At 62.7% G+C, this 26,128-nt stretch carries 28 protein-coding genes and 1 pseudogene; 15 read left to right on the top strand and 14 right to left on the bottom strand.

Features of this window, described 5'->3' with window-relative positions:
* Positions 1 to 30 precede the first annotated feature (30 nt).
* Genes ACLHHB_RS05510 through ACLHHB_RS05495 form a run of 4 tightly spaced genes read right to left on the bottom strand, consistent with a single transcriptional unit; the run spans position 31 to position 4,849 of the window.
* Positions 31 to 1,635, bottom strand: coding sequence for a carboxyl transferase domain-containing protein (locus tag ACLHHB_RS05510; protein ID WP_410217284.1), 1,605 nt, complete (start codon positions 1,633 to 1,635; stop codon positions 31 to 33).
* A gap of 43 nt (positions 1,636 to 1,678) precedes the next feature.
* Positions 1,679 to 3,214, bottom strand: a complete 1,536-nt coding sequence (locus ACLHHB_RS05505; RefSeq protein ID WP_410217283.1) for an AMP-binding protein — start codon at positions 3,212 to 3,214, stop codon at positions 1,679 to 1,681.
* Between the two features lie 4 nt (positions 3,215 to 3,218).
* Positions 3,219 to 3,689 carry a lysozyme inhibitor LprI family protein gene (locus ACLHHB_RS05500; protein ID WP_410217282.1) on the bottom strand — a complete coding sequence of 157 codons (471 nt, stop codon included), beginning with the start codon at positions 3,687 to 3,689 and terminating at the stop codon, positions 3,219 to 3,221.
* Positions 3,689 to 4,849 (bottom strand): isovaleryl-CoA dehydrogenase, encoded by a 1,161-nt coding sequence (locus tag ACLHHB_RS05495; protein ID WP_410217281.1) that lies wholly within the window; start codon positions 4,847 to 4,849, stop codon positions 3,689 to 3,691. The genes ACLHHB_RS05500 and ACLHHB_RS05495 overlap by 1 nt, the downstream gene beginning before the upstream one ends.
* A 167-nt stretch (positions 4,850 to 5,016) precedes the next feature.
* Between ACLHHB_RS05495 and ACLHHB_RS05490 the strand changes: the two genes are divergently transcribed.
* On the top strand, positions 5,017 to 5,559 hold the full coding sequence (locus ACLHHB_RS05490) for a histidine phosphatase family protein (RefSeq protein WP_410217280.1): 543 nt from the start codon (positions 5,017 to 5,019) through the stop codon (positions 5,557 to 5,559).
* A 3-nt stretch (positions 5,560 to 5,562) separates the two neighbouring features.
* Positions 5,563 to 6,474: an adenosylcobinamide-phosphate synthase CbiB gene (gene cbiB / locus ACLHHB_RS05485; protein WP_410217279.1), complete on the top strand. Its 912-nt coding sequence runs from the start codon at positions 5,563 to 5,565 to the stop codon at positions 6,472 to 6,474.
* 4 nt (positions 6,475 to 6,478) lie between these two features.
* Here the strand turns inward: cbiB and ACLHHB_RS05480 are convergent, their stop codons facing one another.
* The 4 genes from ACLHHB_RS05480 to ACLHHB_RS05465 all read right to left on the bottom strand — a co-directional run bounded on the left by ACLHHB_RS05480 (position 6,479) and on the right by ACLHHB_RS05465 (position 13,611).
* Positions 6,479 to 7,258: a transglutaminase-like domain-containing protein gene (locus ACLHHB_RS05480; protein WP_410217278.1), complete on the bottom strand. Its 780-nt coding sequence runs from the start codon at positions 7,256 to 7,258 to the stop codon at positions 6,479 to 6,481.
* A 203-nt stretch (positions 7,259 to 7,461) separates the two neighbouring features.
* Positions 7,462 to 8,718: an AGE family epimerase/isomerase gene (locus ACLHHB_RS05475; protein WP_410217277.1), complete on the bottom strand. Its 1,257-nt coding sequence runs from the start codon at positions 8,716 to 8,718 to the stop codon at positions 7,462 to 7,464.
* 11 nt (positions 8,719 to 8,729) lie between these two features.
* Complete coding sequence (locus ACLHHB_RS05470) at positions 8,730 to 11,024, bottom strand: Tex family protein (protein ID WP_410217276.1); 2,295 nt, start codon at positions 11,022 to 11,024, stop codon at positions 8,730 to 8,732.
* Between the two features lie 37 nt (positions 11,025 to 11,061).
* Positions 11,062 to 13,611 (bottom strand): cation:proton antiporter, encoded by a 2,550-nt coding sequence (locus ACLHHB_RS05465; protein WP_410217275.1) that lies wholly within the window; start codon positions 13,609 to 13,611, stop codon positions 11,062 to 11,064.
* A 174-nt stretch (positions 13,612 to 13,785) separates the two neighbouring features.
* Here ACLHHB_RS05465 and ACLHHB_RS05460 point away from each other — a divergent pair, with 174 nt between their 5' ends.
* Positions 13,786 to 14,853, top strand: a complete 1,068-nt coding sequence (locus ACLHHB_RS05460) for an alkene reductase (RefSeq protein WP_410217274.1) — start codon at positions 13,786 to 13,788, stop codon at positions 14,851 to 14,853.
* A 58-nt stretch (positions 14,854 to 14,911) separates the two neighbouring features.
* Here ACLHHB_RS05460 and glnA read toward each other — a convergent pair whose 3' ends face one another.
* Both glnA and ACLHHB_RS05450 read right to left on the bottom strand, forming a co-directional pair.
* Positions 14,912 to 16,318, bottom strand: a complete 1,407-nt coding sequence (gene glnA / locus ACLHHB_RS05455) for a type I glutamate--ammonia ligase (protein WP_410217273.1) — start codon at positions 16,316 to 16,318, stop codon at positions 14,912 to 14,914.
* An 81-nt stretch (positions 16,319 to 16,399) separates the two neighbouring features.
* Positions 16,400 to 16,738 (bottom strand): P-II family nitrogen regulator, encoded by a 339-nt coding sequence (locus tag ACLHHB_RS05450; RefSeq protein ID WP_265499432.1) that lies wholly within the window; start codon positions 16,736 to 16,738, stop codon positions 16,400 to 16,402.
* Positions 16,739 to 16,891: 153 nt separating this feature from the next.
* On the opposite strand from ACLHHB_RS05450, the gene ACLHHB_RS05445 reads away from it, so the two are divergent.
* The 3 genes from ACLHHB_RS05445 to ACLHHB_RS05435 all read left to right on the top strand — a co-directional run bounded on the left by ACLHHB_RS05445 (position 16,892) and on the right by ACLHHB_RS05435 (position 20,316).
* On the top strand, positions 16,892 to 18,421 hold the full coding sequence (locus ACLHHB_RS05445; protein WP_410217272.1) for an NAD(P)H-hydrate dehydratase: 1,530 nt from the start codon (positions 16,892 to 16,894) through the stop codon (positions 18,419 to 18,421).
* Between the two features lie 179 nt (positions 18,422 to 18,600).
* Positions 18,601 to 18,924 (top strand): hypothetical protein, encoded by a 324-nt coding sequence (locus tag ACLHHB_RS05440; protein WP_410217271.1) that lies wholly within the window; start codon positions 18,601 to 18,603, stop codon positions 18,922 to 18,924.
* Between the two features lie 600 nt (positions 18,925 to 19,524).
* Positions 19,525 to 20,316 (top strand): sulfotransferase, encoded by a 792-nt coding sequence (locus ACLHHB_RS05435; RefSeq protein WP_410217270.1) that lies wholly within the window; start codon positions 19,525 to 19,527, stop codon positions 20,314 to 20,316.
* 372 nt (positions 20,317 to 20,688) lie between these two features.
* On the opposite strand, the gene ACLHHB_RS05430 is transcribed toward ACLHHB_RS05435, so the two are convergent.
* The 3 genes from ACLHHB_RS05430 to ACLHHB_RS05420 form a co-directional block, all read right to left on the bottom strand.
* The gene (locus tag ACLHHB_RS05430; RefSeq protein ID WP_410217269.1) at positions 20,689 to 20,997 is read right to left on the bottom strand and encodes a hypothetical protein; all 309 of its coding nucleotides are present in this window, start codon (positions 20,995 to 20,997) and stop codon (positions 20,689 to 20,691) included.
* Positions 20,998 to 21,168: 171 nt separating this feature from the next.
* The gene (locus ACLHHB_RS05425) at positions 21,169 to 21,309 is read right to left on the bottom strand and encodes a hypothetical protein (protein ID WP_410217268.1); all 141 of its coding nucleotides are present in this window, start codon (positions 21,307 to 21,309) and stop codon (positions 21,169 to 21,171) included.
* A 14-nt stretch (positions 21,310 to 21,323) separates the two neighbouring features.
* Positions 21,324 to 21,575, bottom strand: coding sequence for a hypothetical protein (locus tag ACLHHB_RS05420; protein ID WP_410217267.1), 252 nt, complete (start codon positions 21,573 to 21,575; stop codon positions 21,324 to 21,326).
* A gap of 417 nt (positions 21,576 to 21,992) precedes the next feature.
* On the opposite strand from ACLHHB_RS05420, the gene ACLHHB_RS05415 reads away from it, so the two are divergent.
* The gene (locus tag ACLHHB_RS05415; RefSeq protein ID WP_410217266.1) at positions 21,993 to 22,322 is read left to right on the top strand and encodes a helix-turn-helix domain-containing protein; all 330 of its coding nucleotides are present in this window, start codon (positions 21,993 to 21,995) and stop codon (positions 22,320 to 22,322) included.
* A gap of 228 nt (positions 22,323 to 22,550) precedes the next feature.
* Positions 22,551 to 22,838, top strand: a complete 288-nt coding sequence (locus tag ACLHHB_RS05410; protein ID WP_410217265.1) for a hypothetical protein — start codon at positions 22,551 to 22,553, stop codon at positions 22,836 to 22,838.
* A 613-nt stretch (positions 22,839 to 23,451) separates the two neighbouring features.
* Here ACLHHB_RS05410 and ACLHHB_RS05405 read toward each other — a convergent pair.
* Entirely contained in the window at positions 23,452 to 23,616 is a 165-nt protein-coding gene (locus tag ACLHHB_RS05405; protein ID WP_410217264.1) for a hypothetical protein, read from the bottom strand.
* 372 nt (positions 23,617 to 23,988) lie between these two features.
* On the opposite strand from ACLHHB_RS05405, the gene ACLHHB_RS05400 reads away from it, so the two are divergent.
* The 7 genes and pseudogenes from ACLHHB_RS05400 to ACLHHB_RS05370 form a co-directional block, all read left to right on the top strand.
* Positions 23,989 to 24,303: a hypothetical protein gene (locus ACLHHB_RS05400; protein ID WP_410217263.1), complete on the top strand. Its 315-nt coding sequence runs from the start codon at positions 23,989 to 23,991 to the stop codon at positions 24,301 to 24,303.
* 255 nt (positions 24,304 to 24,558) lie between these two features.
* Positions 24,559 to 24,870 carry a hypothetical protein gene (locus ACLHHB_RS05395; RefSeq protein WP_410217262.1) on the top strand — a complete coding sequence of 104 codons (312 nt, stop codon included), beginning with the start codon at positions 24,559 to 24,561 and terminating at the stop codon, positions 24,868 to 24,870.
* A gap of 7 nt (positions 24,871 to 24,877) precedes the next feature.
* Positions 24,878 to 25,027, top strand: a complete 150-nt coding sequence (locus tag ACLHHB_RS05390) for a hypothetical protein (RefSeq protein ID WP_410217261.1) — start codon at positions 24,878 to 24,880, stop codon at positions 25,025 to 25,027.
* Between the two features lie 65 nt (positions 25,028 to 25,092).
* Entirely contained in the window at positions 25,093 to 25,317 is a 225-nt protein-coding gene (locus tag ACLHHB_RS05385; RefSeq protein ID WP_410217260.1) for a hypothetical protein, read from the top strand.
* Entirely contained in the window at positions 25,314 to 25,547 is a 234-nt protein-coding gene (locus ACLHHB_RS05380; protein WP_410217259.1) for a hypothetical protein, read from the top strand. The genes ACLHHB_RS05385 and ACLHHB_RS05380 overlap by 4 nt, the downstream gene beginning before the upstream one ends.
* Positions 25,547 to 25,789: a hypothetical protein gene (locus ACLHHB_RS05375; RefSeq protein ID WP_410217258.1), complete on the top strand. Its 243-nt coding sequence runs from the start codon at positions 25,547 to 25,549 to the stop codon at positions 25,787 to 25,789. The genes ACLHHB_RS05380 and ACLHHB_RS05375 overlap by 1 nt, the downstream gene beginning before the upstream one ends.
* 9 nt (positions 25,790 to 25,798) lie before the next feature.
* Positions 25,799 to 26,128, top strand: a pseudogene (locus ACLHHB_RS05370) (hypothetical protein); the annotation flags it as partial.

Raw genomic sequence — 26,128 nt, 5'->3', positions numbered from 1 at the left:
TTGCCATTCCAAGGAATCGCCATACCTCCCTCACATCCGGAAGAGGCCGAAGCGCGTCGGCTCGATCGGCGCATTCAGTGATGCCCGCAACGACAGGGCCAGCACGTCGCGCGACTTGCGCGGATCGATGATGCCGTCATCCCACAGCCGCGCCGAAGCATAGAGGGGATGGCTCTGCCGTTCGAACATCTCGATCGTCGGACGCTTGAACTCGGCCTCTTCCTCGGGCAGCCAAGTGCCACCCTGGCGCTCAATCCCGTCGCGCCGCACGGTGGCCAGAACGCCTGCTGCCTGTTCGCCGCCCATCACGCTGATGCGGCTGTTGGGCCAGGTCCACAGGAAGCGCGGGGAATAGGCACGGCCTGCCATGCCGTAATTGCCGGCGCCAAAGCTGCCGCCGACCAGCATGGTGATCTTGGGGACTGCCGTCGTCGCGACAGCCGTCACCATCTTGGCCCCGTGGCGCGCAATCCCTTCGTTCTCGTATTTGCGACCGACCATGAAGCCGGTGATGTTCTGCAGGAACACCAGGGGGATGCCGCGCTGGCTGCACAGTTCGATGAAATGCGCTCCCTTTTGCGCCGCCTCGCTGAAAAGGACGCCGTTGTTGGCGATGATCCCGATCGGGCAGCCTTCGACATGGGCAAAGCCGGTCACCAGCGTTTCGCCGAAACGGGCCTTGAACTCGTCAAAGCGGCTGCCATCGACGATGCGGGCAATCACCTCGCGGATGTCGTAGGGGGTGCGCAGGTCGGCGGGCACGATGCCCAGAATGTCATCGGGATCAAAGGCGGGCGGTTCAGGCGCCTGCCAGCGTACCGAGCCCGCCGGTTGCCGGTTGAGGTTCATGACGGCACGCCGGGCCATGGCCAAGGCATGGGCATCATCCTCGGCCAGGTAATCGGAGACCCCGGACAGCCGGGTGTGAACATCGCCGCCGCCCAGATCCTCGGCCGTCACGACCTCGCCAGTCGCCGCCTTGACCAGTGGCGGCCCTGCCAGAAAGATGGTCCCCTGCCCGCGCACGATGATCGTCACGTCGGACATGGCCGGAACATAGGCCCCGCCCGCCGTGCAGGACCCCATGACCACGGCGATCTGTGGGATGCCCTTGGCGCTCATCCGCGCCTGGTTGAAGAAGATGCGTCCGAAGTGGTCGCGGTCGGGAAAGACCTCGTCCTGGTTCGGCAGGTTGGCGCCACCGCTGTCGACCAGATAGATGCAGGGCAGATGGCATTCCTCGGCGATTTCCTGAGCGCGGAGATGCTTTTTCACGGTCATCGGGTAATAGGTGCCACCCTTGACCGTCGCATCGTTCGCCACGACCATCACGTCCTGCCCGTGCACGCGGCCGATCCCCGCAATCACCCCGGCTGCCGGGGCAGCTCCGTCATAAAGGCCGTGCGCAGCCAGGGCCCCGACCTCCAGGAAGGGGCTGCCCGCGTCCAGCAGGTTCGCGACACGTTCTCTCGGGGGCATCTTGCCGCGGCTGACATGGCGCTCCATCGCCTTGGGGCCGCCACCCGCGGCCGCGGCCTCCGCCGCATCGCGCACAGTGTCCAGCAGCGCCAGGTGCGCTTCGCGGTTGGTGCGAAAGGCGTCCGACCCGGACAGGATCTGGCTTTGCAGCTTCATGGTCACTCCTTTACATTCGTCAAAGGTCGGACGATGGTCATGATCACTCTTCCTCGGCCCGCTTGCGCAACTCGCGGCGCATCACCTTGCCCGTCACCGTCATCGGCAGCGCATCGAGAAATGCGATTTCCCGCGGATAGGAATGGGCAGCCGACTGCCGGCGGGCAAAGTCCTGAAGCTCTGTCACCAGCGCCTCATCCGGAGCAAAGCCAGGCCGCAGCACGACATAGGCCTTGACGATCTGGGTCCGCAGCGGGTCCGGCTTGCCGACCACGCCCACCTGCGCAACGGCCGGATGGCGCAGCAGGCAGTCCTCGATTTCCGAAGGCCCGATTCGGTAGCCGGCAGATGTGACGACATCATCATCCCGTCCGACAAAACGCACTGCGCCATCCTCGATGATGCCGCGGTCCCCGGTGACCATCCAGTCACCGCGAAACTTGCCGGACGTTGCCTGCGGGTTCTGCCAATAACCCAACATCATGCTGCCCGCGTTTCGCGCGATGGCGATGTCGCCCTCGCCTGCAACGGGATTGCCGTCGTCGTCGATGACCGCAACATCGAAGCCCGGGACGGCGCGGCCGATGTCCCCCGGCCGGGTCGCGAACATCGCAGCAGAGGCCGAGACGGCCATGTTGCATTCGGTCTGGCCATAGAACTCATTGATCGTCAGCCCGAAGGCCTGCCGCCCCCAGTCCAGCACCTGGGCACCCAGTGTTTCGCCCCCCGAAGCCACGCTGCGCAGGCTGGGAATGACCGCATTGGTGGCCTTGAGCATCTTCAGCGCAGTCGGCGGAAAGAACACGTTGCGCACCTTGCAGTCGGCGATCAGTGTGGCAGCCGCCGCAGGATCGAACCGCGCCATCCGCGCGGCCACTACCGGAACGCCAAGCGCCAGCCCGGGCATGGCGACATCGAACAGGCCGCCGATCCATGCCCAGTCCGCTGGGGTCCAGATCACGTCACCTAGCTGCCCCAGCAGATCATGGCTCATCTCGACCCCCGGCAGATGGCCGGTCAGGACGCGATGTCCGTGCAATGCCCCCTTGGGCGCGCCGGTCGTGCCGGATGTATAGATGATCAGGGCCGGATCCTCGGGCCCGGTTTCCCGGGTCACAAAGGGTCCTGCGTCGGGCAGCCCTTCTTCCGGCACGATCACGCGCAGATCATCGAAAGGTGCCAGCATCGCACGGCCTTCGGGGTCGGCAATGACCGTCCTGATGTCCGCATCGCGCAGCCGCAACGCCAAGGCGTCGGGCCCGAACAGCTTGAACAACGGGACCGAGATGGCCGCCGATTTCCAGATTGCCAGATGAGCGGCGGCAGTCCAGGCCGATTGTGTCCTCAGAACCCCCACGCGGTCACCGCGTGCGGCCGCCAGCACATGGGCCAGCCGGTCCGTCATGGCGGCCAGTTCGCCATGGGTGACGTGACGCAGCTCCGGCCCATACTCGATGATGGCGACATGCGACGGGTCATGCGCCATGCACTGGTCAGCCATGTTCAGACGCGCCGGAAATGCCCAGCGAAAGTCGCGACGAAGCTGCTGATAGTCGGTATGAGCAAGTGTGCGGACCATGAAATCAGCGCCCTTCATCCAGATATTCGCCCAGCCACAGCGCCTGCCGGGCGGTCAGGGTCAAGATGCATTGGTGCGCGGCCGGGCCCGCGCCGGTCCCGCCACTCCACCGCGCGGCCTCGAAGGCACAGGCCGCATCGCGATAGGCGATCCAGCGCCGCTGCATGTCCTGCAGTGCCGGTTCCTGCCGGTCGGTTGCGACCAACCCTTGGTCGGCGGCGCGGGCACGATCGCGGACTTCGGCATAATTCGCGTTCAGGTGTTGATCCCAAAGATCGCTTTCCTGCTCCAGGCAATAGGACATGCCATAGGTCGTGTCCCCGCCCGAAGCCTCCATGCATGCAGCAGTTGCCAAGCCTATGCAGTCTTCGCTTTCGTTTTCCAGACAAGCCAGCAGCGGTGCAGGATCGAACACCGGCACGTCCTGTGCCACGGCAGGCGCGGCAAGGCCAGCCAGCAGCAGCAAGGCGCGCATCAGACCAGACCCATCAGCTCGCGTCCGATCAGCATGCGCCGGATCTCGCTGGTCCCGGCGCCGATCTCCATCAGCTTGGCATCGCGGAACAGGCGGCTGACCACGCTGTCGTTGAGGAATCCTGCGCCGCCAAAGGCCTGAACCGCCTGATGGGCCTGCACCATCGCCTGTTCGCTGGCGTAGAGCACGGCACCCGCGGCGTCCTGTCGTGTCACCTTGCCTGCGTCGCAGGCGCGTGCCACCTCATAAACATAAGCGCGTGACGTGTTCAGGGCGACATACATGTCCGCGATCTTGGCCTGCATCAGCTGAAAGGACCCGATGGGCTGTCCGAACTGCTTGCGCTCGGCCATGTAGGGCATGACCTGATCGAGGCAGGCGGCCATGATGCCGGTGCCGATGCCCGCCAGAACAGCCCGTTCGTAGTCCAGCCCCGACATCAGCACGCGGACGCCACGGCCTTCTTCGCCCAGGACATTTTCGAACGGGAGCTCGCAATCGTCGAAGATCAGTTCTCCGGTGTTCGAGCCGCGCATGCCCAGCTTGTCGAAATGGGGACTGGTGGAAAATCCGGCCATGCCGCGCTCGACGATGAAGGCTGTGATGCCGCGGCTGCCCGCCTCCGGGTCCGTCTTGGCATAAACAACCAGCGTGTGGGCGTCTGGCGCGTTGGTGATCCAGTACTTGCTGCCATTCAGGACGTAACGGTCGTTCCGCTTTTCCGCGCGCAGCTTCATGCCGACAACGTCGCTGCCTGCCCCTTCCTCGGACATGGCCAGTGCGCCGACATGTTCGCCCGAACACAGTTTCGGCAGATACCGTGCCCGTTGATCATCCGTCCCGTTCAGCTTGATCTGGTTCACGCAAAGGTTCGAATGCGCACCATAGGACAGACTGATGCTGGCGCTGGCGCGGGCCATTTCCTCGATCGCGATCACATGGGCCAGATAGCCCATGCCCGCACCGCCCCATTCCTCGGAAACGGTGATGCCCAGAAGGCCCAGTTCGCCCATCTCGGCCCACAACTGGTTCGGGAAGGCGTTCGTGCGATCAACCTCGGGCGCAAGCGGAGCAACCCGATCCTGGGCCCAACGGTGCACCATCTCGCGCAGCGCGTTCACATCTTCGCCCAGATCGAACTCCATGCCTCGATTGAACATCGCAACCACCCTCCCCGGTTATTGAACGTTTGTTCATTTCCATAGCGCGACCCCGCACCGCGCGTCAAGCACAGGCTGCGCCCACCAAGCGCGTCGCGTCAACAGAAACGCGGGCTTGCTCCTTGGGGCGCTGCAGGCCAGACAGGCGCCAAACGACGGAGACACCCATGCAGCTTTCGATCCTGCGTCACGCACCCAGTCTGGCAGGCGGCCTGATGGCCGGACGGCGCGACGTGCCGGCGGATTGTTCGGATGATGCGGCCTTGGCATGGCTGATGGCACGGATAGGCCGCCCATCCAGGGTGCTGGCCAGCCCGGCGCTGCGTTGCCGCCAGACTGCGGAGGCGCTGGGCCTGAAGGTCGACGGGCTGGAGCCTGACCTTTGGGAACAGGATCTGGGCGCATGGGAAGGACTGCCCGCGGAACGCCTGCCGGATTTGGGCCCGCTTTCGCCCGCTGAACTGGCTCGTTATCGGCCTGAGGGCGGCGAAAGTTTCGAAGACATGGCAGCGCGTGCGATACCCGTTCTGTGCGGACTGACTGGGCACAGCCTGGTGGTTGCGCATGCAGGGACAGTGCGCGCCGCGCTGTCGATGGTCGTGGGCCCCGCCGCCCTGTCCTTTGCCGTGGCGCCGCTGTCACTGACGGTGCTGCGCCGCGCCGGCGACGTCTGGGCCGTCGAATGCGTCAACGTGACCGGCAGGATCTGAGCCATGGCCATGATCGCGGCAGTGGCTCTGATCATCGATGCGCTGATCGGCTGGCCTGAAGGCATTTACCGCCGGATCGGCCATCCTGTCACATGGCTCGGCCGACTGATCGCTCGGCTCGATCGAGACATGAATCGGGGCGACATGAAGCGCCTCAAGGGAGCGGCGGCGGCCATGCTGGTCGTGGCGGCGGCAATTGCTCCGGCCGTCATGCTCCAGTCATGGCTGGGCCTGTGGGGGGCGGCCATCATGGCATGGCCGCTGGTCGCCGCGCGGTCGCTGGATCAGCACCTGCAGGCTGTGGCACGTCCATTGGCTGCCGGAAATCTACAGGATGCAAGGCAGGCGACGGCAATGATCGTCGGGCGCGACGTCCGCCGCGCCGACGAGGCCGCCCTGTGCCGCGCCAGCTTGGAGAGCTTATCCGAGAATACCAGCGACGGAGTCATCGCGCCCCTGTTCTGGGCGGCTGTCGGCGGACTTCCGGGTATCGCCGCCTACAAGGCGATCAACACGCTGGATTCGATGATCGGGCACCGCACGCCGCGTCATGAGGCTTTCGGCATGTTCGCGGCACGGTTGGATGATGTGGCAAACCTGATCCCCGCACGTCTGACTGCCCTGCTGATCGCGCTTGCCTCGGGTCCGGGTGCGGGCCGGGCCTTGGGCTGTGCACGCCGCGACGCCCCTGCGCATCGTTCGCCCAATGCGGGCTGGCCCGAGGGCGCAATGGCCGGGGCACTTGGGGTGCGACTCTCAGGCCCGCGCGCTTATGCAGACCGCGTTGCGGACGAACCCTGGCTGAATGGCGGCGCACCCGACCCGCAGGTCGGTGATCTGCTGCGAGGGATCGGCCTTTACCGGCGCGCAGTGGCCGTAATGGCCGCGCTGCTGATCGCCGCTGCCCTGGTGTGAGCGTTCACACCAGTTGCCGGACCGAAACGGTCTGGGTCTGCAGGTTCGCCCCCGTGATGGTTGTCAGGAAGGCGACGTCCGTCGCATCCCGGCCCACGGCGACCATGGCCATGCTGTCGGCCGTGGCCATCCCGGTCGCATCGACCAGATGCCACTCGCCTGACAGATACACCTCGGCCACGGCATGGAAATCCTGCGGCTCGACCGACGGGGCATAAACGCTGGCGATGCGCGCCGGGATTTGCGACGCCCGGCACAGCGTGATCAGCAAATGGGCGTAATCGCGACAAACCCCGCGGCGGTCCAGAAAGGTGTCGGCGGCGGTCGTGTTGCCGTCGCTGGACCCGGACACGTAATCCAGGTTCCGCTCCACCCAATCCCGCAGCGCTACGACGCGGGCACCGCCCCGCGTGTCGCCAAAGCGCGAGCCCACAAAATGGGCAAACCGCTCGGTCGGGCAATAGCGCGAAGGCAGCAGATAGCGCAGGGCATCGCCCGGCATGTGCTCGACCTCGACCGGTTGCAGGCGCGACAGGTCGGGGCGCGGGCGGGTGACCTCGACCTCGGCCGAATAATGGCAGGTCATGCGGTCGTTGGCGCGCATGACGATCCGTTCTCCGATACCTTCTTCGCCCGGGACGCGGGCCAGATGGGCAGGCTGACCCAGGTCGATCGACGCCTCGTGGATCGTCTGGCCCGTGACGCCGGCCGCTTCGATTACCAGAAGGGCCGGTCCGGGAGCTTCAAGGCGGTAGTCTAGGGCAACGTCAATCTTCATCCGCATTGCAGGCTCCTGTCAGGTGGGTTGGGGTCAGGGAACAAGGCGCTATGGCAGCACCGGGCGCAGGTCAATCGCCGAGTAGTCAACGGGTTCCGCGACACATGGTCCGGCAGCAAAATTGTGTACCAATGCGGCAGTCACTCGCCTTGCGGTGGCTGCCGCCTGCTCCCGTCCTCCCAAGGATGGGAGATGTGTCACGCAAAGCCTCAGCCTGGTCCTTCAGTGACCGCCAGGGGGCGAAGCTCATGCAGCCCGGTGCCGTGACGGGACAATCCCGGCGCCAGAGGCAGCAGATCCGCCTGCAAGGCATGATAAAGATCCGGCTTGCCTTTGAACTGATGCTGCGCGGGATTGTCATCGTCGCCAAGCTCGGGGAACCAGCCGCCACGTTCGTGATCGATCAGCCGGACGCTGGCGAACTGCCACAAGCGGCGATACCACGCCTCGTCCTCCGGCTGCGGCTCCAGCTTGATCGATGCCGCCAGCGCGCCAAGTGCCTCGGTCACCGGCCACCAATAACGCGCTGGATTGTCCTTGAACCCATCTGGACGCAACGTATAGATCAGGCCGCCGCGCCTGTTGTCCCATGCGTCCGACAGTGCCGTGCAAACCAAGGCATGCGCCTGCTGTGGCGCGTTGCTGTCTGGTCTGCCCGCCAGATCCCACCATTGCAGCAGCAGGCGCGCCATTTCAAAGCTGTGGCCCGGCGTCGTGCCTGCCGGGCGGAACATTGGATCGCCTGCGTAATCAGGGTCCGGCTTCCATTGGTCGTCGTAATGCTCGGGGATCCGCCAGCCATGAGCAGCCGCCTGGCCTGCGATGAAGAATTTCAGGATGCGCCCAGCGCGGGACAAATACTCCGTCTCGCCTGTCGCTTCATGCGCGGCCAGCAGCGCCTCGACACCGTGCATGTTCGCATTCATGCCGCGATAGGTCGAAAACGCCTCCCAATCGCGCGTGAACTCGTCCCGGAAAAGTCCGGCGTCCTCGTCCCAGAAATGGCGGTCCAGCACCTCTGCCGCGTCCGACAGCAGGCGATCAGCATCAGGATGGCCGACCATTCTTGCGCTGGAGGCGGCCAGCAGGACGAACACCTGCCCATAGGCCAACTTGGGCCCTTCCACCGGCACATCGCCGTCCAGCGCCCAAAGATAGCCGCCATACGTGGCATCCCGGTGCCGGGTCCAGAGATATTCCATACCCCGGTCGATGATGCCGGCGCGGTCCGGTCGCCCAGCCAGTTGCGCCAGCGCATAGGAGTGCACCAGACGCGTCGTGCTGTGCAGTTCCTGCAGATCTCCCAGCAGCGGCCGTCCCCGAAGGTCGAGCACATGGAACCCGCCGCCGAGGCGCGGACTGGCGTCGAAGAAATCAAGCTGCCGTCGGGCGTCCGTGATCAGGAAGCCGCGATGCGCGGCATCATCCAGCCAGAGTCCGTCCCAGTCCCGTGATCCCGCCTGCATGGCCGCCTCCTTCACCGCCGCCGCAACGCATCGGCCAAGGCCGATCCGAAAGCGCCCTGAGACGCGGCACCCTTCGGTGCGGCCTGGGACGCTTGTGTCTTGGAAGGTTTGTCCGGCCGCGGGCCACGCGGCTCGGGCATCGCGCCGTCCTTGCGCATGGTCAGGCCGATGCGCTTGCGGGCGACATCGACCTCGGTCACCCGGACCTTGACCACGTCGCCTGCCTTGACCACCTCGTGTGGGTCCTTCACGAAGCGATCGGCCAATTGGCTGACATGAACCAAACCGTCCTGGTGTACGCCGATATCGACAAAGGCACCAAAGGCCGCGACATTGGTCACCGTTCCTTCAAGCTGCATGCCGGGACGCAGGTCCTTGATGTCTTCCACACCTTCGGCAAAGCTGGCGGTGACGAAACCGGGACGCGGGTCGCGACCGGGCTTTTCAAGCTCTCCCAAAATGTCGCGAACGGTTGGCAGGCCGAAATCGCCCGTCACGAAATCTTCGGCCTTCAGACGCTTCAGCGCGCCCGCGTCACCCATCACCGCCCGCAGGTCGCGCCCGCAGGCAGCGACGATCTTGCGGGCCAGCCCATAGGTTTCGGGGTGAACGGCCGAAGCGTCCAAAGGCTCGTCCCCGTCACGGATGCGCAGGAACCCGGCGCACTGTTCGAACGCGCGGGGCCCGAGGCCCGCGACCTTCTTCAGGCTGGCACGCGTCCGGAAGGCGCCTGCGGTGTTGCGATGAGCCACGATGGCCTGCGCCAGTGACGGCCCCAGCCCCGCAACATGGGCCAGCAGCGGCGCCGAGGCCGTGTTCAGGTCCACGCCCACCGCATTCACCGCGTCCTCGACCACCGCCTCCAGCGTCTTGGCAAGCTGCCTCTGGTCCACGTCATGCTGATACTGGCCGACGCCAATCGACTGGGGCGGCACCTTGACCAGTTCCGCCAGCGGGTCCTGCAGGCGCCGGGCGATCGACACCGCCCCACGCAGCGAAACATCCAGGTCAGGGAATTCCTTTGCCGCCAGTTCCGAAGCCGAATAAACAGAAGCTCCGGCTTCGGAAACGATCACCTTGGTGGGCGCCTTGACGCCCTTGGGCAGCTGCTTCAGCGTTTCGGCAACCAGACGCTCGGTCTCGCGGCTGGCGGTGCCGTTGCCAATGGCGATCAGGTCCACTCCATGCCGCGCGATCAGCGCCAGCAGCGTGGCCTCGGCCCCGCGAAGGTCGTTCTTGGGCTGAAAGGGATAGATCGTGGCGGTCTCCAGCACCTTGCCCGTCGCATCAACAACCGCGATCTTGCAGCCGGTGCGGATACCCGGGTCAAGGCCAAGCGTCGCCCGTGGCCCTGCAGGTGCCGCAAGCAGAAGGTCACGCAGGTTGCGGGCAAAGACGTGGATCGCTTCGTCATGGGCGCGCTTGCGCAACTCGGTCAGCAGGTCGATATACATCGTGTTCGACAAACGGACGCGCCAGCACCAGCCCGCCACCCCCCGCAGCCAGTCTGTACCCGGTCCCTGCCCCACTGGACCAAGCCCCCGCGCCACGATCCCCTCGGCCCGTGCGACGCCGGCCTCTGGCTCGGGAGAAATGTCGATGGTCACGACCTCTTCCTTGGCCGCGCGCAGGATTGCCAGCGCACGATGGCCGGGAATATCGGCCCATGCCTCCTGATGGGCGAAATAGTCGCTGAACTTGGCGCCGGCCTCTTCCTTGCCCGACACCACCCTGGCCGAGATACGGGCCTCGCGGCGCATGAAGTCGCGAAGGCTTCCCAGAACTTCGGCGTTTTCGGACAGTTCCTCGACCAGGATGTCGCGGGCACCTTCCAGGGCAGCCTTTGGCGTGTCGATGGCCTCCCCCATATACCGCGGCGCAAGAACGGCCGGATCGGCGGAAGGATTGGCCTGGATGGACCGCAACAGCGGCTCCAGCCCGTTCTCGCGGGCGATCATCGCCCTGGTGCGGCGCTTGGGCTTGAAGGGCAGATAGATATCCTCCAGCGCCGCCTTTGTATCGGCCCCGGCGATGGCGCGGGCCAGATCGTCCGTCAGCTTGCCCTGATCGCGGATCGAGGAAAGGATGGCGCCGCGACGGGCCTCCATCTCCCGCAGATAGGCAAGGCGCTCGGCCAGGGTGCGCAGCTGCGTGTCGTCGAGGCCACCGGTTGCCTCCTTGCGGTAACGCGCGACAAAGGGCACCGTCGCGCCCCCGTCCAGAAGCGCTGCGGCGGCTGTCACCTGTGCGGGGCTGGCCGCAATCTCGGCGGCGATCTGGCGGGAGATGCGGGCGGCGCTGTCCATGCGAATTACCTGTGGGATCGTGGTCGGAAAGGCCTTTCTAGCTGCTTGGCTGCGCCTCGCCAAGCGGAGCGTCCAATCGCAGTTCGGGAAGTTTCAACGCTTCTGCCGAAGAACCCTTGCCGACGATGCTGTCCCGCACCGCCCCGCGCAGCGCGGGCGAGCGTTTCAGCAGGCGGCGAAACCCTGTCTCGTCCAGCAGCAGCAGGCTGGTCGGCGTGATGGCGCGCACCTCGGTCCGGCGGATGCGGCTGGTCAGGACACCCATCTGGCCGAACATCTCGCCGCGGCCGAGGCGGGTGGTCTGGCCCGCGACCTCTTGCTCGACCGCGCCGGAGGCCACGAAATACACCGTCCGGGCTGGCGTATCCTTGCGTGTGATGATCGTGCCGGCGTTGAAATAACGGGTGCGAACCTCGCGGCTGAGGCGCTTCAGTTCGGCATCGTCCAGATCGGCAAAGAGCGGAAACTGGCGGACAAGGTCGTTCTTGCTGAGGGCTAGGTCCAGCTTCGGACGGCTTTCGGTCTGCTGGCGCCTGCGCCCGATATCGGCCATCAACTCGGTATGCACCTCGGCGCCGATCAGGCCGTCCTCCCGCATGGCCGCATATTCGCGCTCCTCAAGCCGCAGCGCGGTGCGGCGAATGAAGCGACGTTCCAGTTCCTCGGCATAGCCCGGATATTGCAGGCGCAGGCCCTCCAGCGCCGTTTCGGCCGCCTCGATCCGGCGGTTCAGCAGTTCGTGCAACAGTTCGGCCACGCGGCGCCCGTGGATGCGACGGATGCGGCGGTCGATGAAGGCGTGAAGGTCCCGCAGGATCAAACGCTTACCCAGAAGCATCTCGAAGCGGTCGGCGGTCATTCGGGCCAGCATGCCGGACAGGCCGAGCCGGTTGCGCAGGAACGCGGCGAACCGGAAGGCCGGCCCATAGCGCAGGCTGCTGCGCGCCGCACGCTGATAGCCGGTGCGACCGCCCGAGCGCGCCCCTTCGATCAGGCGATCGGCATCGAACAATGCTTGTTCCGACAAACGCGCCGACAGCGCACGTTCCCGGAAACGCTGCACGATCACCTCGCGTTCGTGACCGGCCAGTGCGATCAGGCCCAGGGTGATGCGATCGCGGTCGAGAATTTCGGCATTGTCCTCGGCCTCGGCCCGTTCGATGGCCTCGTCGAGGCGGGCGCCAAAGCGCTTGGCCTCGCTTCGGACCGTTTCGCGTGTCAGGTCATAGTTCTCGGTCGCCGAAGCCACGCCTTCGCGTACGCTTTGCAGCGCCACGGCAACAACCTGGTTCGACAGCGCCCGATCCAGCGGCGACAGCTTGTCGAGGCCCAGAAGGCTGATGACGCCGCGCAACGTCGTGCCCTGCACGATCAGGGTGAACAGTGTGAATCCTGTGGCAAGGATGCCGACGACGCGTTTTGTTTCCACGGGCACGCGAAGGTTCTCGGTCACGGCCAAGGCCAGCGCCAGGGTGACCGCTCCGCGCAAGCCCCCCCACATGATCGCGATCCGATAAGGGCGCTGGATCCGCGGCGACAGCCGCAGCCCGGTCAGCAGGGGCAGCAGAAGGAACAGGATGATCGCCCGCGCCACAAAGGCTGCCAAAACCACGATGCCGACAAGAACCAGGTCGCTCAGCCGCACCTCGCCCAGGAGGCGCGGGATCAGCAGCGCAGCAAGGATGAAGATCATGGCTCCCGCCCAATGGGCCAGAAGGCCCCAGACCTCGCGCAGGTTGACCCAGAACGCGGGCGCCAGCCGACCGCGGCCCATGAAGTTCAACGTAAGGCCCGCCGCCACGACCGCGATGACACCCGAAGCCCCCAGCAGCTGTTCCGCGCTCACATAGGCCAGATATGGCACCGCGACTGAAACCGATATCTGCGCGGTCTCAAAGCGCGAAAAGAGCCCCATCAGCATCAGCGCCAGGCGCGCGGTCAGCCAGCCGGCCAGAACCCCCCCAAGGATCAGGCCAGGGAACTGGCCCATCGCCTCGCTCAGGCTCGGGTTCGGCACGCCCAGCATCACATAGCCCATGAACAGGCCGAACAGGGCGATGGCGGCCGCGTCGTTCAAGAGGCTCTCGCCCTCGATGATCCGGGCCAGCCGTCGCGGCGCCGACAGCGACCGGAAGATGCTGACAACGGCCGAAGGGTCGGTGGTGGACACGATCGCCCCGATCAGCAGGCCCACCATGATTGGCAGACCGCCGATCCAGGACAGCGCGAAGCCGATGGTCAGCGTCGCCACAACGACCGCCACCACCGCCAGCGTCAGGATCGGCACCCAGTCATCCAGCATCCGCCGGATGTTCATCTCGAGTGTGGCCTGGAAGATCAGCGTGGGGAGAAAGACATAAAGAAAGACCGAGGAACGGATCGGCAGGCCCAGGATGCTTTCGGCGATCGGGTTCAGCGTGTCGGTCAGTTCCGTCCGCAGCAAAAACACCGCGCCCCCGCCGATCACGATGCCGATAGCGGCCACCACCACGCTGAACGGCAGGGACAGGCGCGCGGCCAAGGGTTCGGCCGCGGCGATCAGCAGGAACAGAAAGGCGGTGAAGGTCGTCAGAAGCACGATATCCATGATTTCGAATACCTCCAGATGTCGTTCTTGGAAAGCTGGCCAGCGCCAAATCTGGTTCGAAATGCGACGAACTGGCAGTAACGTGAAAGTCGCTGCCGAAGAAGCCTGGTGCTTGAAATACTGCCGCGCGATCTACAGCTGTGCCTTGACGCAACAACCATGAAAGGAGGCCCCATGCCTTCGATGTTCAAACCCCTGTCTCTGGGCGCTGTTACCCTGAAGAACCGTATCGTGATGGCACCGTTGACGCGGAGCCGTGCAGGCGAGGCGCGGGTGCCCAACGAGATGATGGTCGAGTATTATGCCCAACGCTCGGGTGCAGGGATGATCCTCTCCGAAGCGACCAGCGTGACCCCGATGGGGGTTGGCTATGAAGCCACGCCGGGCATCTGGAACGAGGAGCAGGTGGCAGGCTGGGCCGAGGTGACGCGCGCCGTGCATGAACGTGACGGCCTGATCTTTCTGCAGCTGTGGCATGTGGGCCGGATTTCGGATCCGCAATTGCTGGACGGACAGACCCCGGTGGCCCCTTCGGCCATCCAGCCGGGCGGACATGTCAGCCTGCTGCGCCCCAAACGCCCTTATGTCACGCCTCGTGCCCTTGAGACGGACGAGATCGCGGACATCATCGAAGCGTATCGCAAGGGCGCCGAGAACGCGCGCCATGCCGGCTTCGACGGGGTCGAGATTCATGCCGCCAACGGTTACCTGATCGATCAGTTCCTGCAGCATCGCAGCAACACGCGCACCGATCAGTACGGAGGCAGCATCGAGAGCCGTGGCCGTCTTCTGGAAGAGATCGTGGATGCCGTCATCAGCGTGTGGGGCGCCGACCGGGTTGGCGTGCACCTCGCGCCCCGCGGAGACAGCCATGACATGGGCGACAGCGATCCGCGTGCGCTGTTTACCCATGTCGCGCGCCAGATGGGTCGCCGCGGCGTCGCCTTCCTTTGCCTGCGCGAATATCCTGCCGCAGACAGCCTGATGGGCGACATCCGTGACGCCTTTGGCGGCCACGTGATCGCCAACGAGGGCCTGACCGTCGAAACCGCCAAGGCGCTGCTGGATGATGGTCGTGCCGATGCCGTGGCCTTTGGGCGCGACTTCATTGCGACGCCCGACCTGCCCGAGCGGGTTCGCCGTGGCCTGCCCCTGAACGAGCAGGATCCTGCGACCTTCTATCAGGGTGGCGCCAAGGGATACGTCGACTATCCCTTTGCCACGGGCCTGGCAGCCGAGTGATAATCACGAAGAAGGGCGGCCCCGGAAGGCCGCCCTTTTCAATGATCCGGGATCGTGATCAGCAGCTGTAATACATCGCGTATTCGATCGGGTGGGGCGTATGCTCATAGGCATAAACCTCTTCCCACTTCAGCGCGATATAGGATTCCAGCTGATCGCGGGTGAACACGTCGCCCGCCAGCAGGAAGTCCATGTCCTTGTCCAGCTCTTCGAGCGCCTCGCGCAGCGAACCGCAGACGGTCGGGATTTCGGCCAGTTCTTCCGGCGGCAGGTCGTAAAGGTCCTTGTCCGACGCGGGGCCCGGATCGATCTTGTTCTTGATGCCGTCCAGACCGGCCATCAGCAGCGCCGCGAACGCTAGGTAAGGGTTCGCCGCCGGATCCGGGAAGCGGGCCTCGACGCGCTTGGCCTTGGGCGATTCGGTCCACGGAATGCGGACGCAGCCACTGCGGTTGCGGGCCGAATAGGCGCGCAGAACCGGAGCCTCGAAGCCGGGGATCAGGCGCTTGTAGCTGTTGGTCGCCGGATTGGTCAGGGCGTTCAGCGCCTTGGCATGCTTCAGGATGCCGCCGATGAAATACAGCGCTTCCTGGGACAGGTCGGCGTATTTGTCGCCGGCGAACAGCGGCTTGCCGTCCTTCCAGATCGACATGTTGACGTGCATCCCCGACCCGTTGTCGCCCTTCATGGGCTTGGGCATGAAAGTCACCGACTTGCCATAGGCATGGGCGACGTTGTGGATGACGTACTTGTATTTCTGGATGTTGTCGGCCTGCTCGACCAAGCCACCAAAGATCAGCCCCAGTTCGTGCTGCGCCGAGGCAACCTCGTGGTGGTGCTTGTCGACCTTCATGCCCATGCGCTTCATCGTGGACAGCATCTCGCCGCGAATGTCCTGAGCCGCATCGATCGGATTCACGGGGAAATAGCCGCCCTTGTGTGCGGCGCGGTGGGCGGTGTTGCCCATTTCGTATTCGGTGTCGGTGTTCCAAGCGGCGTCAACGGCGTCGATCTGGAACGACACCTTCTGCGGCGTCACGGAATAGCGGACGTCGTCGAACAGGAAGAACTCGGCCTCGGGGCCGAAATATGCGGTGTCGCCGATACCCGTGGACTTGAGGTAGGCCTCGGCCTTGGCGGCGGTTCCGCGGGGATCGCGGCTATAGGCTTCGCCCGTGTCGGGCTCGGCTACGTTGCAGTGCACGCAGAGCGTCTTTTCGGCATAGAACGGATCGATATAAACCGATGCCGGGTCGGGGATCAGTTTCATGTCCGACTGGTCGATCGATTTCCAGCCCGCGATCGAGCTGCCGTCGAACATGAAGCCTTCCTCGAAGAAGTCCTCGTCGACCAGATCGCGGTCCAGGGTCACATGCTGAAGCTTGCCTTTGGGATCGGTGAAGCGAACGTCGACATAAGCGACGTCTTCGTCCTCGATCAGCTTCAAGACATCCTTGATTTCCATCTCTTCCCTTTCTTCATGGTAGCAACCCGGCGGCCGGGGCGGCCGGGTGCGGGAGTCCTGTTCTTCGGAATTGCGCTGCGATCAGACCGCGTCGTCGCCGGTTTCACCGGTACGGATGCGAATCGCCTGTTCGACAGGCAGCACGAAAATCTTGCCGTCACCGATCTTTTCGGTGCGGGCGGCGCCGACGATGGCCTCGATGGCCGCATCGACCTGGTCGTCGGGCAAGACCATCTCGATCTTAACCTTGGGCAGGAAGTCGACGACATACTCAGCGCCACGATACAGTTCGGTATGCCCCTTCTGGCGGCCGAAGCCCTTGACTTCGGTCACGGAAAGACCCTGGACACCCACCTCTTGCAGCGCTTCTTTGACATCGTCCAGCTTGAACGGCTTGATGATGGCCTCGATCTTCTTCATCGCTCCAGATCCTTCCTCGCGGCTTGCCTTGACGCCTGATTGGCGCGTTTGATGGAGGACGTAAATGAGGCAGTCCCATCTTGGTGCAGGAGATCCGTCTCGCTGCTTCCAACTGCCTTTATATTAATCAGGATGCACATTTTAAGGGCAATCATGATGCTGACAGGCACGGAAATTCTTGGCAGCGCACAAATACGCGCCATGGAGGCAAAGGCCATTGCCGAAGGGAGCGCCACCGGCGAGACGCTCATGGAACGTGCCGGCCATGCTGTTGTTGACGCGATCTTGGCCCAATGGCCGGAACTGCAAACCACGCCGGGCCGTGCGATCATCCTGTGCGGTCCGGGCAACAACGGCGGAGACGGCTTTGTTGTTGCCCGACTGCTGACAAAACAAGGTTGGGATGTCGAGGTGACGCTGATGGGGCAGCGGGAAGCGCTGCCGCCTGACGCCCGCCGGCAGCATGACCTGTGGTCTGCAGTCAGGCCGGTGCTGTCCCGGCAGCAGGACAAGTCGGCGGACCTGGCCATCGACGCACTGTTCGGGATTGGGCTGAGCCGGCCGATCGATACCCATGCCCCTGCCTTGTCCAGCCTGAGGCGGGCCCCCAGAATGGTGGCCGTGGACATTCCCAGTGGCCTTTGCGCCGACAGCGGCCGAGTGGTCGGCGATCGAACCCTCCTGCGGGCGGTCGACCTGACCGTCACATTTCATCGCCTTCGACCGGGTCATTTGCTGGCCGAAGGGCCCTCGCTGTGCGGGAAGGTTGTCGTGGCCGATATCGGGCTGACCGGCTCGCCCCCCGGCCCCGCGAACCTGCTGGTCCAAGGTGCCAATCTGGAAAAACGGCAAGGCCACAAGTTCGATCACGGCCACGCGGTCATCGTGTCCGGCGGCTCTGCACAAGGGGGTGCGGCACGACTGTCGGCACGGGCCGCCCTACGGGTCGGAAGCGGCCTTGTCACCCTTTGTCCCACGACGGCCGCACTGCCCGAACATGCAGGTCCACCCGACGCCCTGATGAAACGCCCGGTCGATGATGCGGCAGCTTTGCGCAGGGTCCTTGCGGACAAGCGCGTGTCCGCGATCTGCATCGGGCCGGGCTGCGGGATCGAGCGTGCCAAAGCGCTGCTGCCAGCCGTTCTGGAAACGAACATCCCGACCATACTGGATGCGGATGCAATCACCGCCTTGGCGGCGCGTGCTCAACCTTTTGATGACCTTCATTCCGCCTGCATTCTGACCCCTCATGCAGGAGAGTTTGCGCGGCTGTTTCCAGACCTTTTGGAGCAGCTTTCGGCGCCGGTGAAGCAAGGGCCTGCCTTTTCGCGCCTTGATGCGGTGCGCAAGGCTGCGACACGCGCGGGCGCCTTGGTTCTGCTGAAAGGACCCGACACCGTCATCGCGGCGCCGGACGGGACGGCACTGGTCCATTCGGCAAACGATCTGCCTTGGCTTGCAACAGCGGGGGCTGGCGATGTTCTGGCAGGTCTTATGGTTGGTCTGGCGGCTCGACGCTTTCCGGTGCTGGAGGCGGCGGGGGCGGCGGTGCTGGTTCATGCTCTCGCTGCTCGTGGCTTTGGTCCCGGCCTGATAGCGGACGATCTGCCCGACTATATTCCCGGCGTCCTGCGGGGGCTGTCTCCTCCCTCTGATCCCCCCGCACGACAGGTTCTGCCCTGACAGGACAATTGCGCGGCACGAACTCTCAACCGGTTGCTCTTCTCGATTAATGGCTCTCCGTAGGAGATTTATCTACCGTCGCGTTGCTGTGCGCATCCGGGTTTGTGCGGGAGTTTCCGTTGCGGCGACAATCAAGGCGGAAGCTGGAGAGGCGGATGTCTTGAACATGTTGGGCGGGTGTGGCGAAATTGGCAGACGCACTAGATTTAGGTTTTGACGAAAAGCTAATTTTTCAATCTCTTGCTCCGCAAAATTTACAGGACAAACCGAGATCAAAGCGAGAATGTGTAAAACAGCACATTGCGTCACGCTTGCTGTATTTCAGACAGGAGAGACGTGATGATGATCCGGTCTATCGCCGTGAGGCACCCCGCGCGCTTGAGATCGCCCTGAGCCGTCTGAAGATTGACCCTGAGACAGAGCGCATCCTGAAGTGCCGCCTGAGTAATAACCGCGAGGCCGCGGTCCAACTCAGCGCCAGCACCAAGAAAGCCGCATCATGACACGCCCTATCGCTGAAGGAAGATCACACCGAGGCGGACGTAATGATGATCCCGCAGCCCGCTTAACAAGGCCAGCGCCGCCACAAGGATACGCCCCTCGCATCTCACCCGACACCATGACCGCCCCCTCGCCCTGACCTCTTCCAGCGCGGTTTTCATCATCTGCGCGTATCCTATGCCGCACCCATCCAACTGCACAGCAAGACCCACCGTCTGCCGCCGATGTCAGAGCGAGACGATTAGCCCTCCATCAAAAACCCTGTGCGATACAGTTTCAAAAGCGGAGGCGTGAATGGGTGGAAAGAAAAGCTCCACCGAAGCAATATGAGAAGAACTCACAGCGGCACAGCAGGCCGTCATCCTATATAGGGCAAATCTCAATGCTGCCGCGCTCGCGCCTGGCGAACGGGAATGGCTCTTGCGAAGATTAGCCGGTACAATTTCGAGCTTGATCGCTTGACTGTGGACGAGGTCTTCACCCGGTGAAGCTTCCACCCGTTGATTGGTTTGGTCGCCTAGAGCCTCGTCGCCTACCCTACCTTTCCGCCCAAAGCGTGACATGCAATACACTTCGCAAAGCTTCATCAAGCGGGCAGCAACATGAGCTCAAAAGTTGATTTCTTCATTGTCGGTACGCAGAAGGGAGGAACCACCGCGCTTGACCGCTATTTGAGAACGCACCCACAAATTCAAATGGCGCGCACCAAAGAAGTTCATCATTTTGATAATGAGGATATTGCTTGGTCGGACCCTGATCACGAGCAGCTGCAGCTTCAGTACGACTGGACGATACCCGATGTACTACGCGGAGAAGCCACGCCCATTTATCTGTACTGGCCAAACTCGCTCTCTCGGCTCCGAGCGTACAATCATCAAGCTAAACTGATCGTCAGCTTACGGCACCCAACGTTCCGCGCCCACTCGCATTGGCGGATGGAAACGCGCCGCGGCTGGGACACGCTCTCATTCGAAGACGCCGTTTCACCTCTTGGGCGGGACCGTGTTAAGGAAACGCCGAGCGCGGCTCGTATCTATTCTTATGTCGAGCGCAGCTGCTACGCATCGCAGATCCGGGTCCTGCTGCAGAACTTCCCGCGCCACCAAGTGCTTTTTCTGCGTGTGGACTCACTCTGGTCAGAACCGTCTGGGTCTCTGGCGCAGGTTGAGCAGTTCCTCGGTGTCGATGCTGCAGTGAGCAGCGTCATGCAGCCATCTTACGTTGACGTGGCTGCCAGCGTGTCTGAGGCGAGAACGACCATACCTTGCGACGTGCGAGCGCAGTTAGATAAGCTTTTCAAACCTGAAATCGAAGAAGCTGCAAAGCTCACAGGCATGGATTTATCAGACTGGCTGTCGAGCAGCTATGTAGAAAACATGATGCCTTTGCCTTAGCAATAGGCTTAAGGCTGATTACTGAAGTACCGGCGGCAGGAAGCATATTGCCTAGCAGCCTCCAGCCGTTAATACCACGTCAGATCATCCGGGTTCCGGTACCCATCAGGCCCTGTCTCCCGCAGCACAACCAAGTTCTCAGCACCGAGACGGCAGCAACTGGCGCACCGGACGCGGGGCAGGATCCGGTCGCGGTGCCTCCATTCCGGCAGGACGATGACGCCCCGGTGGCCGCAGTAGAAGATGATCTCAAAAGCGGTGCGCATGGCCTGCAATATCTTGGCGCCCGGCGCTTCCGTTAAATCAACTTGCAGTGGCATTTGAAGGCTTTTGCTGCTGGTCGATCCGGGTATAGTCGGCGACTATGGGTACCTAGTCGCGGGTGTCATCGACACCCAGCACAGCTGCGATGGCGTCGAGTGCACCCTTCTGTGCCGTGATGAAGTTGTCGTCGTCGGGATAGACGGTCCCGCTCGGTGGGCAGCACGTCAGCGTCACCAGGATGTCACCCGTGGTCGGGACCAGACCCTTCGCGCGGTGCAAGCACTCGTGGTAGGCAACCGCCGTGGCCATGCCCTTCTGGTTCTTTACCAAGCGGGGCTTCTTGCGCCAGTGCAGGCGGCTGTTCTGCGACAGATCCAACATGCGGACCCACTCAAGCGTGAGGCGGACGATCTTCATGCTCCGACCTTTCCATGGGCCTTTGCCAGACGCTGCCTGATGTCTGCTGTTGCGGTGGATTTGGTGGCCCGGCAGGGGCACTCAGCAAGCGCCATGCGCAGGCCATGCACCTCGGACAGAGGGATGTGGATCACGGAAATGCCCGCCTCAACCTTGATCAAGGCTCCCGTGTCAGACGCGCTGGTCATGGCAGCGCCCGTCAGAAAGTTCTCCGGAAAGTTTTCCAAGCCGATGAGCTGCGCGAGCAGCCCACCATTCCCCGAACGTGCCGAGGTGGATCGCGGCCAGGATCTGGACGCGGTAGAAAGCCATGAGAGTTCTTCTGATCAGTGTCCCGTCAGTAAGGTGAGCGCGGCATCACGCAATTGCGGGTCGGAGATGGCTTTTCCAACGACCCGGCCTGAGGGCGCGTTCAGCCCCCAGAACCACTTCTCCGCAGTCGAGGCATCGACCTTGAAGACGTGGGCGGCATGGGCCGGACTGTCGAAATTCTGGACAACAAAGCGCTGCCAGACTTGCGCCAAATGCTGGCGATAGCTCAGCGTCTCGCGACGATCGGAAAACTTCACGGGCGACATACTAATTACACCTGTGCTTTGGGTCGCTGTGTAACGAGTGACCAAGAGCAACGAGTATGGAGAGCGCAGTCTTCACGCTGCGCTCTCCGACGTCTTAATGGGTGGATTTTGAGCAATGTGAGCGAGAATGCGATCAGCAACGGCCATGATTTGGCTGGACTCTCCATCCTGCCACTTTTGCCACGTGTTGCAGCTCGATCCGATCACATCGCGAAGAAACTTCTGCGGTGTGACACCCTGCGCACTGGCATGACTTTGAATTTCGGAGGCGAGCTTTTTCCATAGCTCTACGACAGGGAAATTTCCCCATTTAGGAAAAAGGGAAACTTCCCTATATGCCTTGAATTACTTATGGGGCAACTTCCCCACATGTGCGAGCCTGATCTTGACCCCTTCGTTCGCGGCCTCGGAGTTGCAATGGAACTCACCGGCTGGAAGCCTGCTCCGCTATCCAGGGCTGCCGGCATGGGTGAAACAGCGGTTCGCGATCTGTTTCGAAAACGATCATCCCCCAAAGTGTCGACTGCTAAGGCCTTGGCTGCTGCCATGGGAATGACAGTTGATCACATAATTGACCTTGGCGAAGGGACTGCAACGATTGAGATGCAAGGCGGCGCCAGCACTGGTAAGCAGCGCATTATGGCTCTGTGGGATCATCTATCTCCCGACCGCCGCCACCTTCTAGAAGGTTATATCGAGTATCTCGCAAGTCAGGAAGAAGTCGCAGCCGGAGAGCAACCGAAGTGAATGTTGCGGAAGAAAGCATGTCCGATGCTGCCTTGAAGCGCTGCCTGTCATTCATCCCTCACCCCTTACTGACATGTACATAAAGAACGTAAGCGGAACATTGACCATCCGCCACCCGTCAAAAGTACGGTTGATCGCACTTTCTTGTGGGCGAATCGAACTTTGATAAGATGTGGTGGCTAATGTGACCGAGGCGCTGAAGGAAGCGGCTGAAAAGGTGAGAGCAGAATGAAATACGTACTGATGGGACTGCTAATCCTAGGTGGTTGCGCCACCCCTCCAGTCTCAGACTTCGGCACGGCAGACGAACATTTCTACAAAGGGAACGCTTGGTACATTGCCGATCGCCGTGGCCAGTTGGAGGTCGCGCTGATGGCTGATGGCGTCGATGATCCCGAGAGTGAGTATCGAGGGGCTGCTCGCAATTACCTCCTCAGCCTTGGGCGCGTCTGCTCAGTCGGCATCGGCAGGCCGGGCGGGGATGAGCGGTATGTGTTCGACTATTCTTGCCGCTGATGTGGCAAGAACAACGTTCAAAAAATATGAGGGTGCGCTGGGCAACACGAAATATGATCATGCTGCCACTGCTAGTATTGTTAGGCTGCGCAGTCGAACCTACAGCGCCTGAAAGGCATATAGACGAAGTTCCCAAGCAGCACCTCCGAGCAAACGGTGAGCGTGAGTACCGGTTCGAAAACGGATGCGTGCTTGTACTGAGGGCAAAGCGGTCGCCCCTCCGGTCAGTGCGGACAAAAATCCGGTCGGAAAGCCAAGAATGCCAAAGTGCACCACCAGACTGTCGCACGGCTTTATGCCACAGGAAAAGAAGCGTCTCCAAAACACAGCAATAGATAATGGGGCGCCTGCTCCAGCGGGAACAACGTTCTCTAAAGCGTGTTGACCTACAGGAGGACCAAAAAATGTCTCAGGAACAGCCGAAGCAAGACAATCCTGCCACAGATCCACCTAACCGGCAAAACGGTCAGGGCGACCACCATGGCACTGCTCACTCCCCTAAGGAGTTTGACGTGATGAACCCAGCGGTGCCTGGCGACGATAAGCAGGAGAACCAGTAGCTGACGCTACCGTCCGTAGGACAGTTGACCCGCCTTCATCGGCGGGCCCTTTCTTATGCTGGCATACTCGACTTCCGCACCAACGCTTCCAGACCTTCAATTGTCGCATCATAGACCTTTCCTGCCTTCGGAAAGTCCTCGCGCTGCTTGCGATAGAACTCCAGCCACTTCGGCAGCTCGTCCAATTGATAGGTGCTCGACCACTCTTTCATGGTCATGGTGAACGTCGTTTCAGTGTGCATGATCTTCATGCGGCGCGTTATGGCCGACGCCCGCGCCAAGACGCAAGTGCCGGAACATTCGAGACACGCACAAGTTGATATGTTGCGATCTGATCGCAGGCCCCGCAGTGCGCACTCACGGCGGGGCCGTCTGAAATCAAGCTTGATGGAACATCAACTGAACCCCTTCGTTCGCTCAGCGTGAGGGGAAACGCACACCCTCATGGGGAAGCCTCCGTAGTTGAACAACTGCGGAGGCTTTTTCATGCGCCAGGGCTTGGTGCTGGCTCAAGGCGCCGGAAGCTGGACTCAGCCCCCGGCGCCGCCCCATCATCCGATCTTTGACAACCTTTAATGATGGAGAATCCAATGACTGATGACGCCATCGACATTACGATCAACGGTACCAGCCACGCGATCCTTTGCGGCTTCTGCAAGACGCCGATAACCTTCTTGGGAGAACCGGATATGGACAGCCGCGATGCAGGATGCGCCGCTTGCAGGAACTGGGACAACGTCCAGAAGGTCGCCCGGATTGCCATTGAGTATGCCAAAGACGAGGGGCAGTTGATGCTCAACCAAGCGGCTCAAGATGCCGCGCGCAAGAGCAAGCTCATGACGTTCAGTGGCCAGACTGAGCACGATGAGCGACATCGCTTCATCGTCGGTGATCTTAAGATCTGACACCCACGCATCTTTGTCCTGAGACAGCCCTGCCCCGCGCGGGGCTTCTTCATTTCTGGTCATCGCGGAGGCCTCCTGATGCGCGCCACTGCCTGGCGCTGGCAGGGGCAGTATAGCACGCCCGAATCAATGAGGCAGACTTTTTTTGGGGAAGTTTCCCCTAATATTATTTAAGTAGGGAATTTCCCCATTACCTTTATCTCATCAGCAGCGCCCCACGAGCCTGCTGCTCACCCCAGATGAAGGACCACCCACATGAAAGCCTACCTCGCCTTGGCCGCCCTTGCTTCGCTCCCCTTGAGTGCTGCCGCGACCACCGTTGCAGACTACTGCGACACCTTCGCGGATGCTGCGGCAGCCACCATGGTGGCCCGCCAGATCGGCGCCCGTCCTTCGGAACTGTACCAGATCGCGGCTGAGAGCGGACTCACCTTCAGGGACGCTGCCAATGCCCTCGTCGACTCCGCCATGGCCCCGCCGATCTACGCCAGCGACAGCGATAAGAAGGCCGCCGTCTACGTCTTCGGTCAGCGCGCCTTCGATGGCTGCCTGCGCAAGTTCTGGTGAGGGCACGATGCTCACCATCATCGCCTACATCCTGATCGCCGTGTGCCTCGCGGTCATCATCGCCTTCATCTGGGCGCGACTGGACGACAGCGCCCCCTACACGCTCACCGCCGCCAACTTCCGCGACGAAGACCACGACGGCGCCATCAGCAAGTGACCCTGATGTTCCGGTGCGGGCACCTTACAGGCGGCCCATCCCGAGCATCAGCATCGGAGAACCCCATGCACGACCAAGCATCATTCGAAGAACAGATGGACCACAAGTACGGCGCGCAACGCGAGCCGATCGAGAACACCTTCATTTGGCATTGGCTGGCTCTCTTTGCAGTGGCCAGAGCGCTGTTCTACGGCGCCATCGGTGTCGCCATCGCCAAGGCGGTGATGCCGGGCGCCTGCGCAGGCTTCGCCACCGAGTGTGCGGCTGCAGTTGCGGGGGTGACGCGATGACCGGCCACCTGAACTTCTGCGACAAGCCGCTCGACGCTCCCGGCCTGAACTCGTTCCGGATACAGTCGAAGTACGGCTGGATCAAGGTCGTGGCCAAGGATGCGGGCGAAGCGATCTGGAAGGCCCGCAAGCTGACTGCGGCGCCGACCGACCTCCAGGTGTGGACGGGCATTGAGTACGTGCCCGCCACCGCGCACCGGGGCCTGTCCCTCATCGCGAGGGCGCAGTGATGAAAACCCGCATCGACCTCTACCCGGGCGATCTGTGTCTGGAGGACGTGCCCGCCCAGTTCCACGTCGATGATGTCCACCTCAACCGCCGCGCCACGCTGGACCGCATCAAGGTCGGCCAGTTCTACCTCGACCGCGAGCAGGTCAAGCTGATGGTCGGCACCACGACAGTCTGGGCGATCGAGAAGGACATCCTCGAACGCCTGCAGCACCCGGAGCTTGGCTCCATCGTGGCCGAATAGGAGCAACTCATGAACGCCATCACGAAAGACCTGTTCGCCAGCGGGTACGCGGCACCCGCCAAGGCCTTGGGCCCCGACATCCATGACATCAGCGTGGAAGAATACCACGCTGATCCTTGTGCCGCACCGTCTCTGTCCTCAACGCTGGCCGGGCTGCTCCTGAACCGCAGCCCGCGCCACGCCTGGACGGCTCACCCGCGGCTGAACCCCGAGCATCAGAGCAAGGACAGCAAGACCTTCGACATCGGCCGCGCGGCGCACCGGGCGGTTCTGGGCAAAGGCGGCGACTTCATCGCCTATCCCGACCGGGTGCTGGCGAAGAACGGCGCGGCCTCGACC

This window comes from Paracoccus sp. (in: a-proteobacteria), from assembly GCF_046462195.1.
Taxonomy (GTDB): Bacteria; Pseudomonadota; Alphaproteobacteria; order Rhodobacterales; family Rhodobacteraceae; genus Paracoccus.
The sequence above is the reverse complement of the archived record's forward strand: the minus strand, read 5'-3'. Positions and strand labels throughout refer to the sequence as shown.

Excerpts from the sequence above, each read along its gene's own strand:
- ACLHHB_RS05510 (WP_410217284.1), bottom strand. The coding sequence starts at position 1,635 with ATGAAGCTGCAAAGCCAGATCCTGTCCGGGTCGGACGCCTTTCGCACC.
- ACLHHB_RS05505 (WP_410217283.1), bottom strand. The coding sequence starts at position 3,214 with ATGGTCCGCACACTTGCTCATACCGACTATCAGCAGCTTCGTCGCGAC.
- ACLHHB_RS05500 (WP_410217282.1), bottom strand. The coding sequence starts at position 3,689 with ATGCGCGCCTTGCTGCTGCTGGCTGGCCTTGCCGCGCCTGCCGTGGCA.
- ACLHHB_RS05495 (WP_410217281.1), bottom strand. The coding sequence starts at position 4,849 with ATGTTCAATCGAGGCATGGAGTTCGATCTGGGCGAAGATGTGAACGCG.
- ACLHHB_RS05490 (WP_410217280.1), top strand. The coding sequence starts at position 5,017 with ATGCAGCTTTCGATCCTGCGTCACGCACCCAGTCTGGCAGGCGGCCTG.
- cbiB (WP_410217279.1), top strand. The coding sequence starts at position 5,563 with ATGGCCATGATCGCGGCAGTGGCTCTGATCATCGATGCGCTGATCGGC.
- ACLHHB_RS05480 (WP_410217278.1), bottom strand. The coding sequence starts at position 7,258 with ATGCGGATGAAGATTGACGTTGCCCTAGACTACCGCCTTGAAGCTCCC.
- ACLHHB_RS05475 (WP_410217277.1), bottom strand. The coding sequence starts at position 8,718 with ATGCAGGCGGGATCACGGGACTGGGACGGACTCTGGCTGGATGATGCC.
- ACLHHB_RS05470 (WP_410217276.1), bottom strand. The coding sequence starts at position 11,024 with ATGGACAGCGCCGCCCGCATCTCCCGCCAGATCGCCGCCGAGATTGCG.
- ACLHHB_RS05465 (WP_410217275.1), bottom strand. The coding sequence starts at position 13,611 with ATGGATATCGTGCTTCTGACGACCTTCACCGCCTTTCTGTTCCTGCTG.
- ACLHHB_RS05460 (WP_410217274.1), top strand. The coding sequence starts at position 13,786 with ATGCCTTCGATGTTCAAACCCCTGTCTCTGGGCGCTGTTACCCTGAAG.
- glnA (WP_410217273.1), bottom strand. The coding sequence starts at position 16,318 with ATGGAAATCAAGGATGTCTTGAAGCTGATCGAGGACGAAGACGTCGCT.
- ACLHHB_RS05450 (WP_265499432.1), bottom strand. The coding sequence starts at position 16,738 with ATGAAGAAGATCGAGGCCATCATCAAGCCGTTCAAGCTGGACGATGTC.
- ACLHHB_RS05445 (WP_410217272.1), top strand. The coding sequence starts at position 16,892 with ATGATGCTGACAGGCACGGAAATTCTTGGCAGCGCACAAATACGCGCC.
- ACLHHB_RS05435 (WP_410217270.1), top strand. The coding sequence starts at position 19,525 with ATGAGCTCAAAAGTTGATTTCTTCATTGTCGGTACGCAGAAGGGAGGA.
- ACLHHB_RS05430 (WP_410217269.1), bottom strand. The coding sequence starts at position 20,997 with ATGAAGATCGTCCGCCTCACGCTTGAGTGGGTCCGCATGTTGGATCTG.
- ACLHHB_RS05425 (WP_410217268.1), bottom strand. The coding sequence starts at position 21,309 with ATGGCTTTCTACCGCGTCCAGATCCTGGCCGCGATCCACCTCGGCACG.
- ACLHHB_RS05420 (WP_410217267.1), bottom strand. The coding sequence starts at position 21,575 with ATGTCGCCCGTGAAGTTTTCCGATCGTCGCGAGACGCTGAGCTATCGC.
- ACLHHB_RS05415 (WP_410217266.1), top strand. The coding sequence starts at position 21,993 with ATGGAACTCACCGGCTGGAAGCCTGCTCCGCTATCCAGGGCTGCCGGC.
- ACLHHB_RS05410 (WP_410217265.1), top strand. The coding sequence starts at position 22,551 with ATGAAATACGTACTGATGGGACTGCTAATCCTAGGTGGTTGCGCCACC.
- ACLHHB_RS05405 (WP_410217264.1), bottom strand. The coding sequence starts at position 23,616 with ATGACCATGAAAGAGTGGTCGAGCACCTATCAATTGGACGAGCTGCCG.
- ACLHHB_RS05400 (WP_410217263.1), top strand. The coding sequence starts at position 23,989 with ATGACTGATGACGCCATCGACATTACGATCAACGGTACCAGCCACGCG.
- ACLHHB_RS05395 (WP_410217262.1), top strand. The coding sequence starts at position 24,559 with ATGAAAGCCTACCTCGCCTTGGCCGCCCTTGCTTCGCTCCCCTTGAGT.
- ACLHHB_RS05390 (WP_410217261.1), top strand. The coding sequence starts at position 24,878 with ATGCTCACCATCATCGCCTACATCCTGATCGCCGTGTGCCTCGCGGTC.
- ACLHHB_RS05385 (WP_410217260.1), top strand. The coding sequence starts at position 25,093 with ATGCACGACCAAGCATCATTCGAAGAACAGATGGACCACAAGTACGGC.
- ACLHHB_RS05380 (WP_410217259.1), top strand. The coding sequence starts at position 25,314 with ATGACCGGCCACCTGAACTTCTGCGACAAGCCGCTCGACGCTCCCGGC.
- ACLHHB_RS05375 (WP_410217258.1), top strand. The coding sequence starts at position 25,547 with ATGAAAACCCGCATCGACCTCTACCCGGGCGATCTGTGTCTGGAGGAC.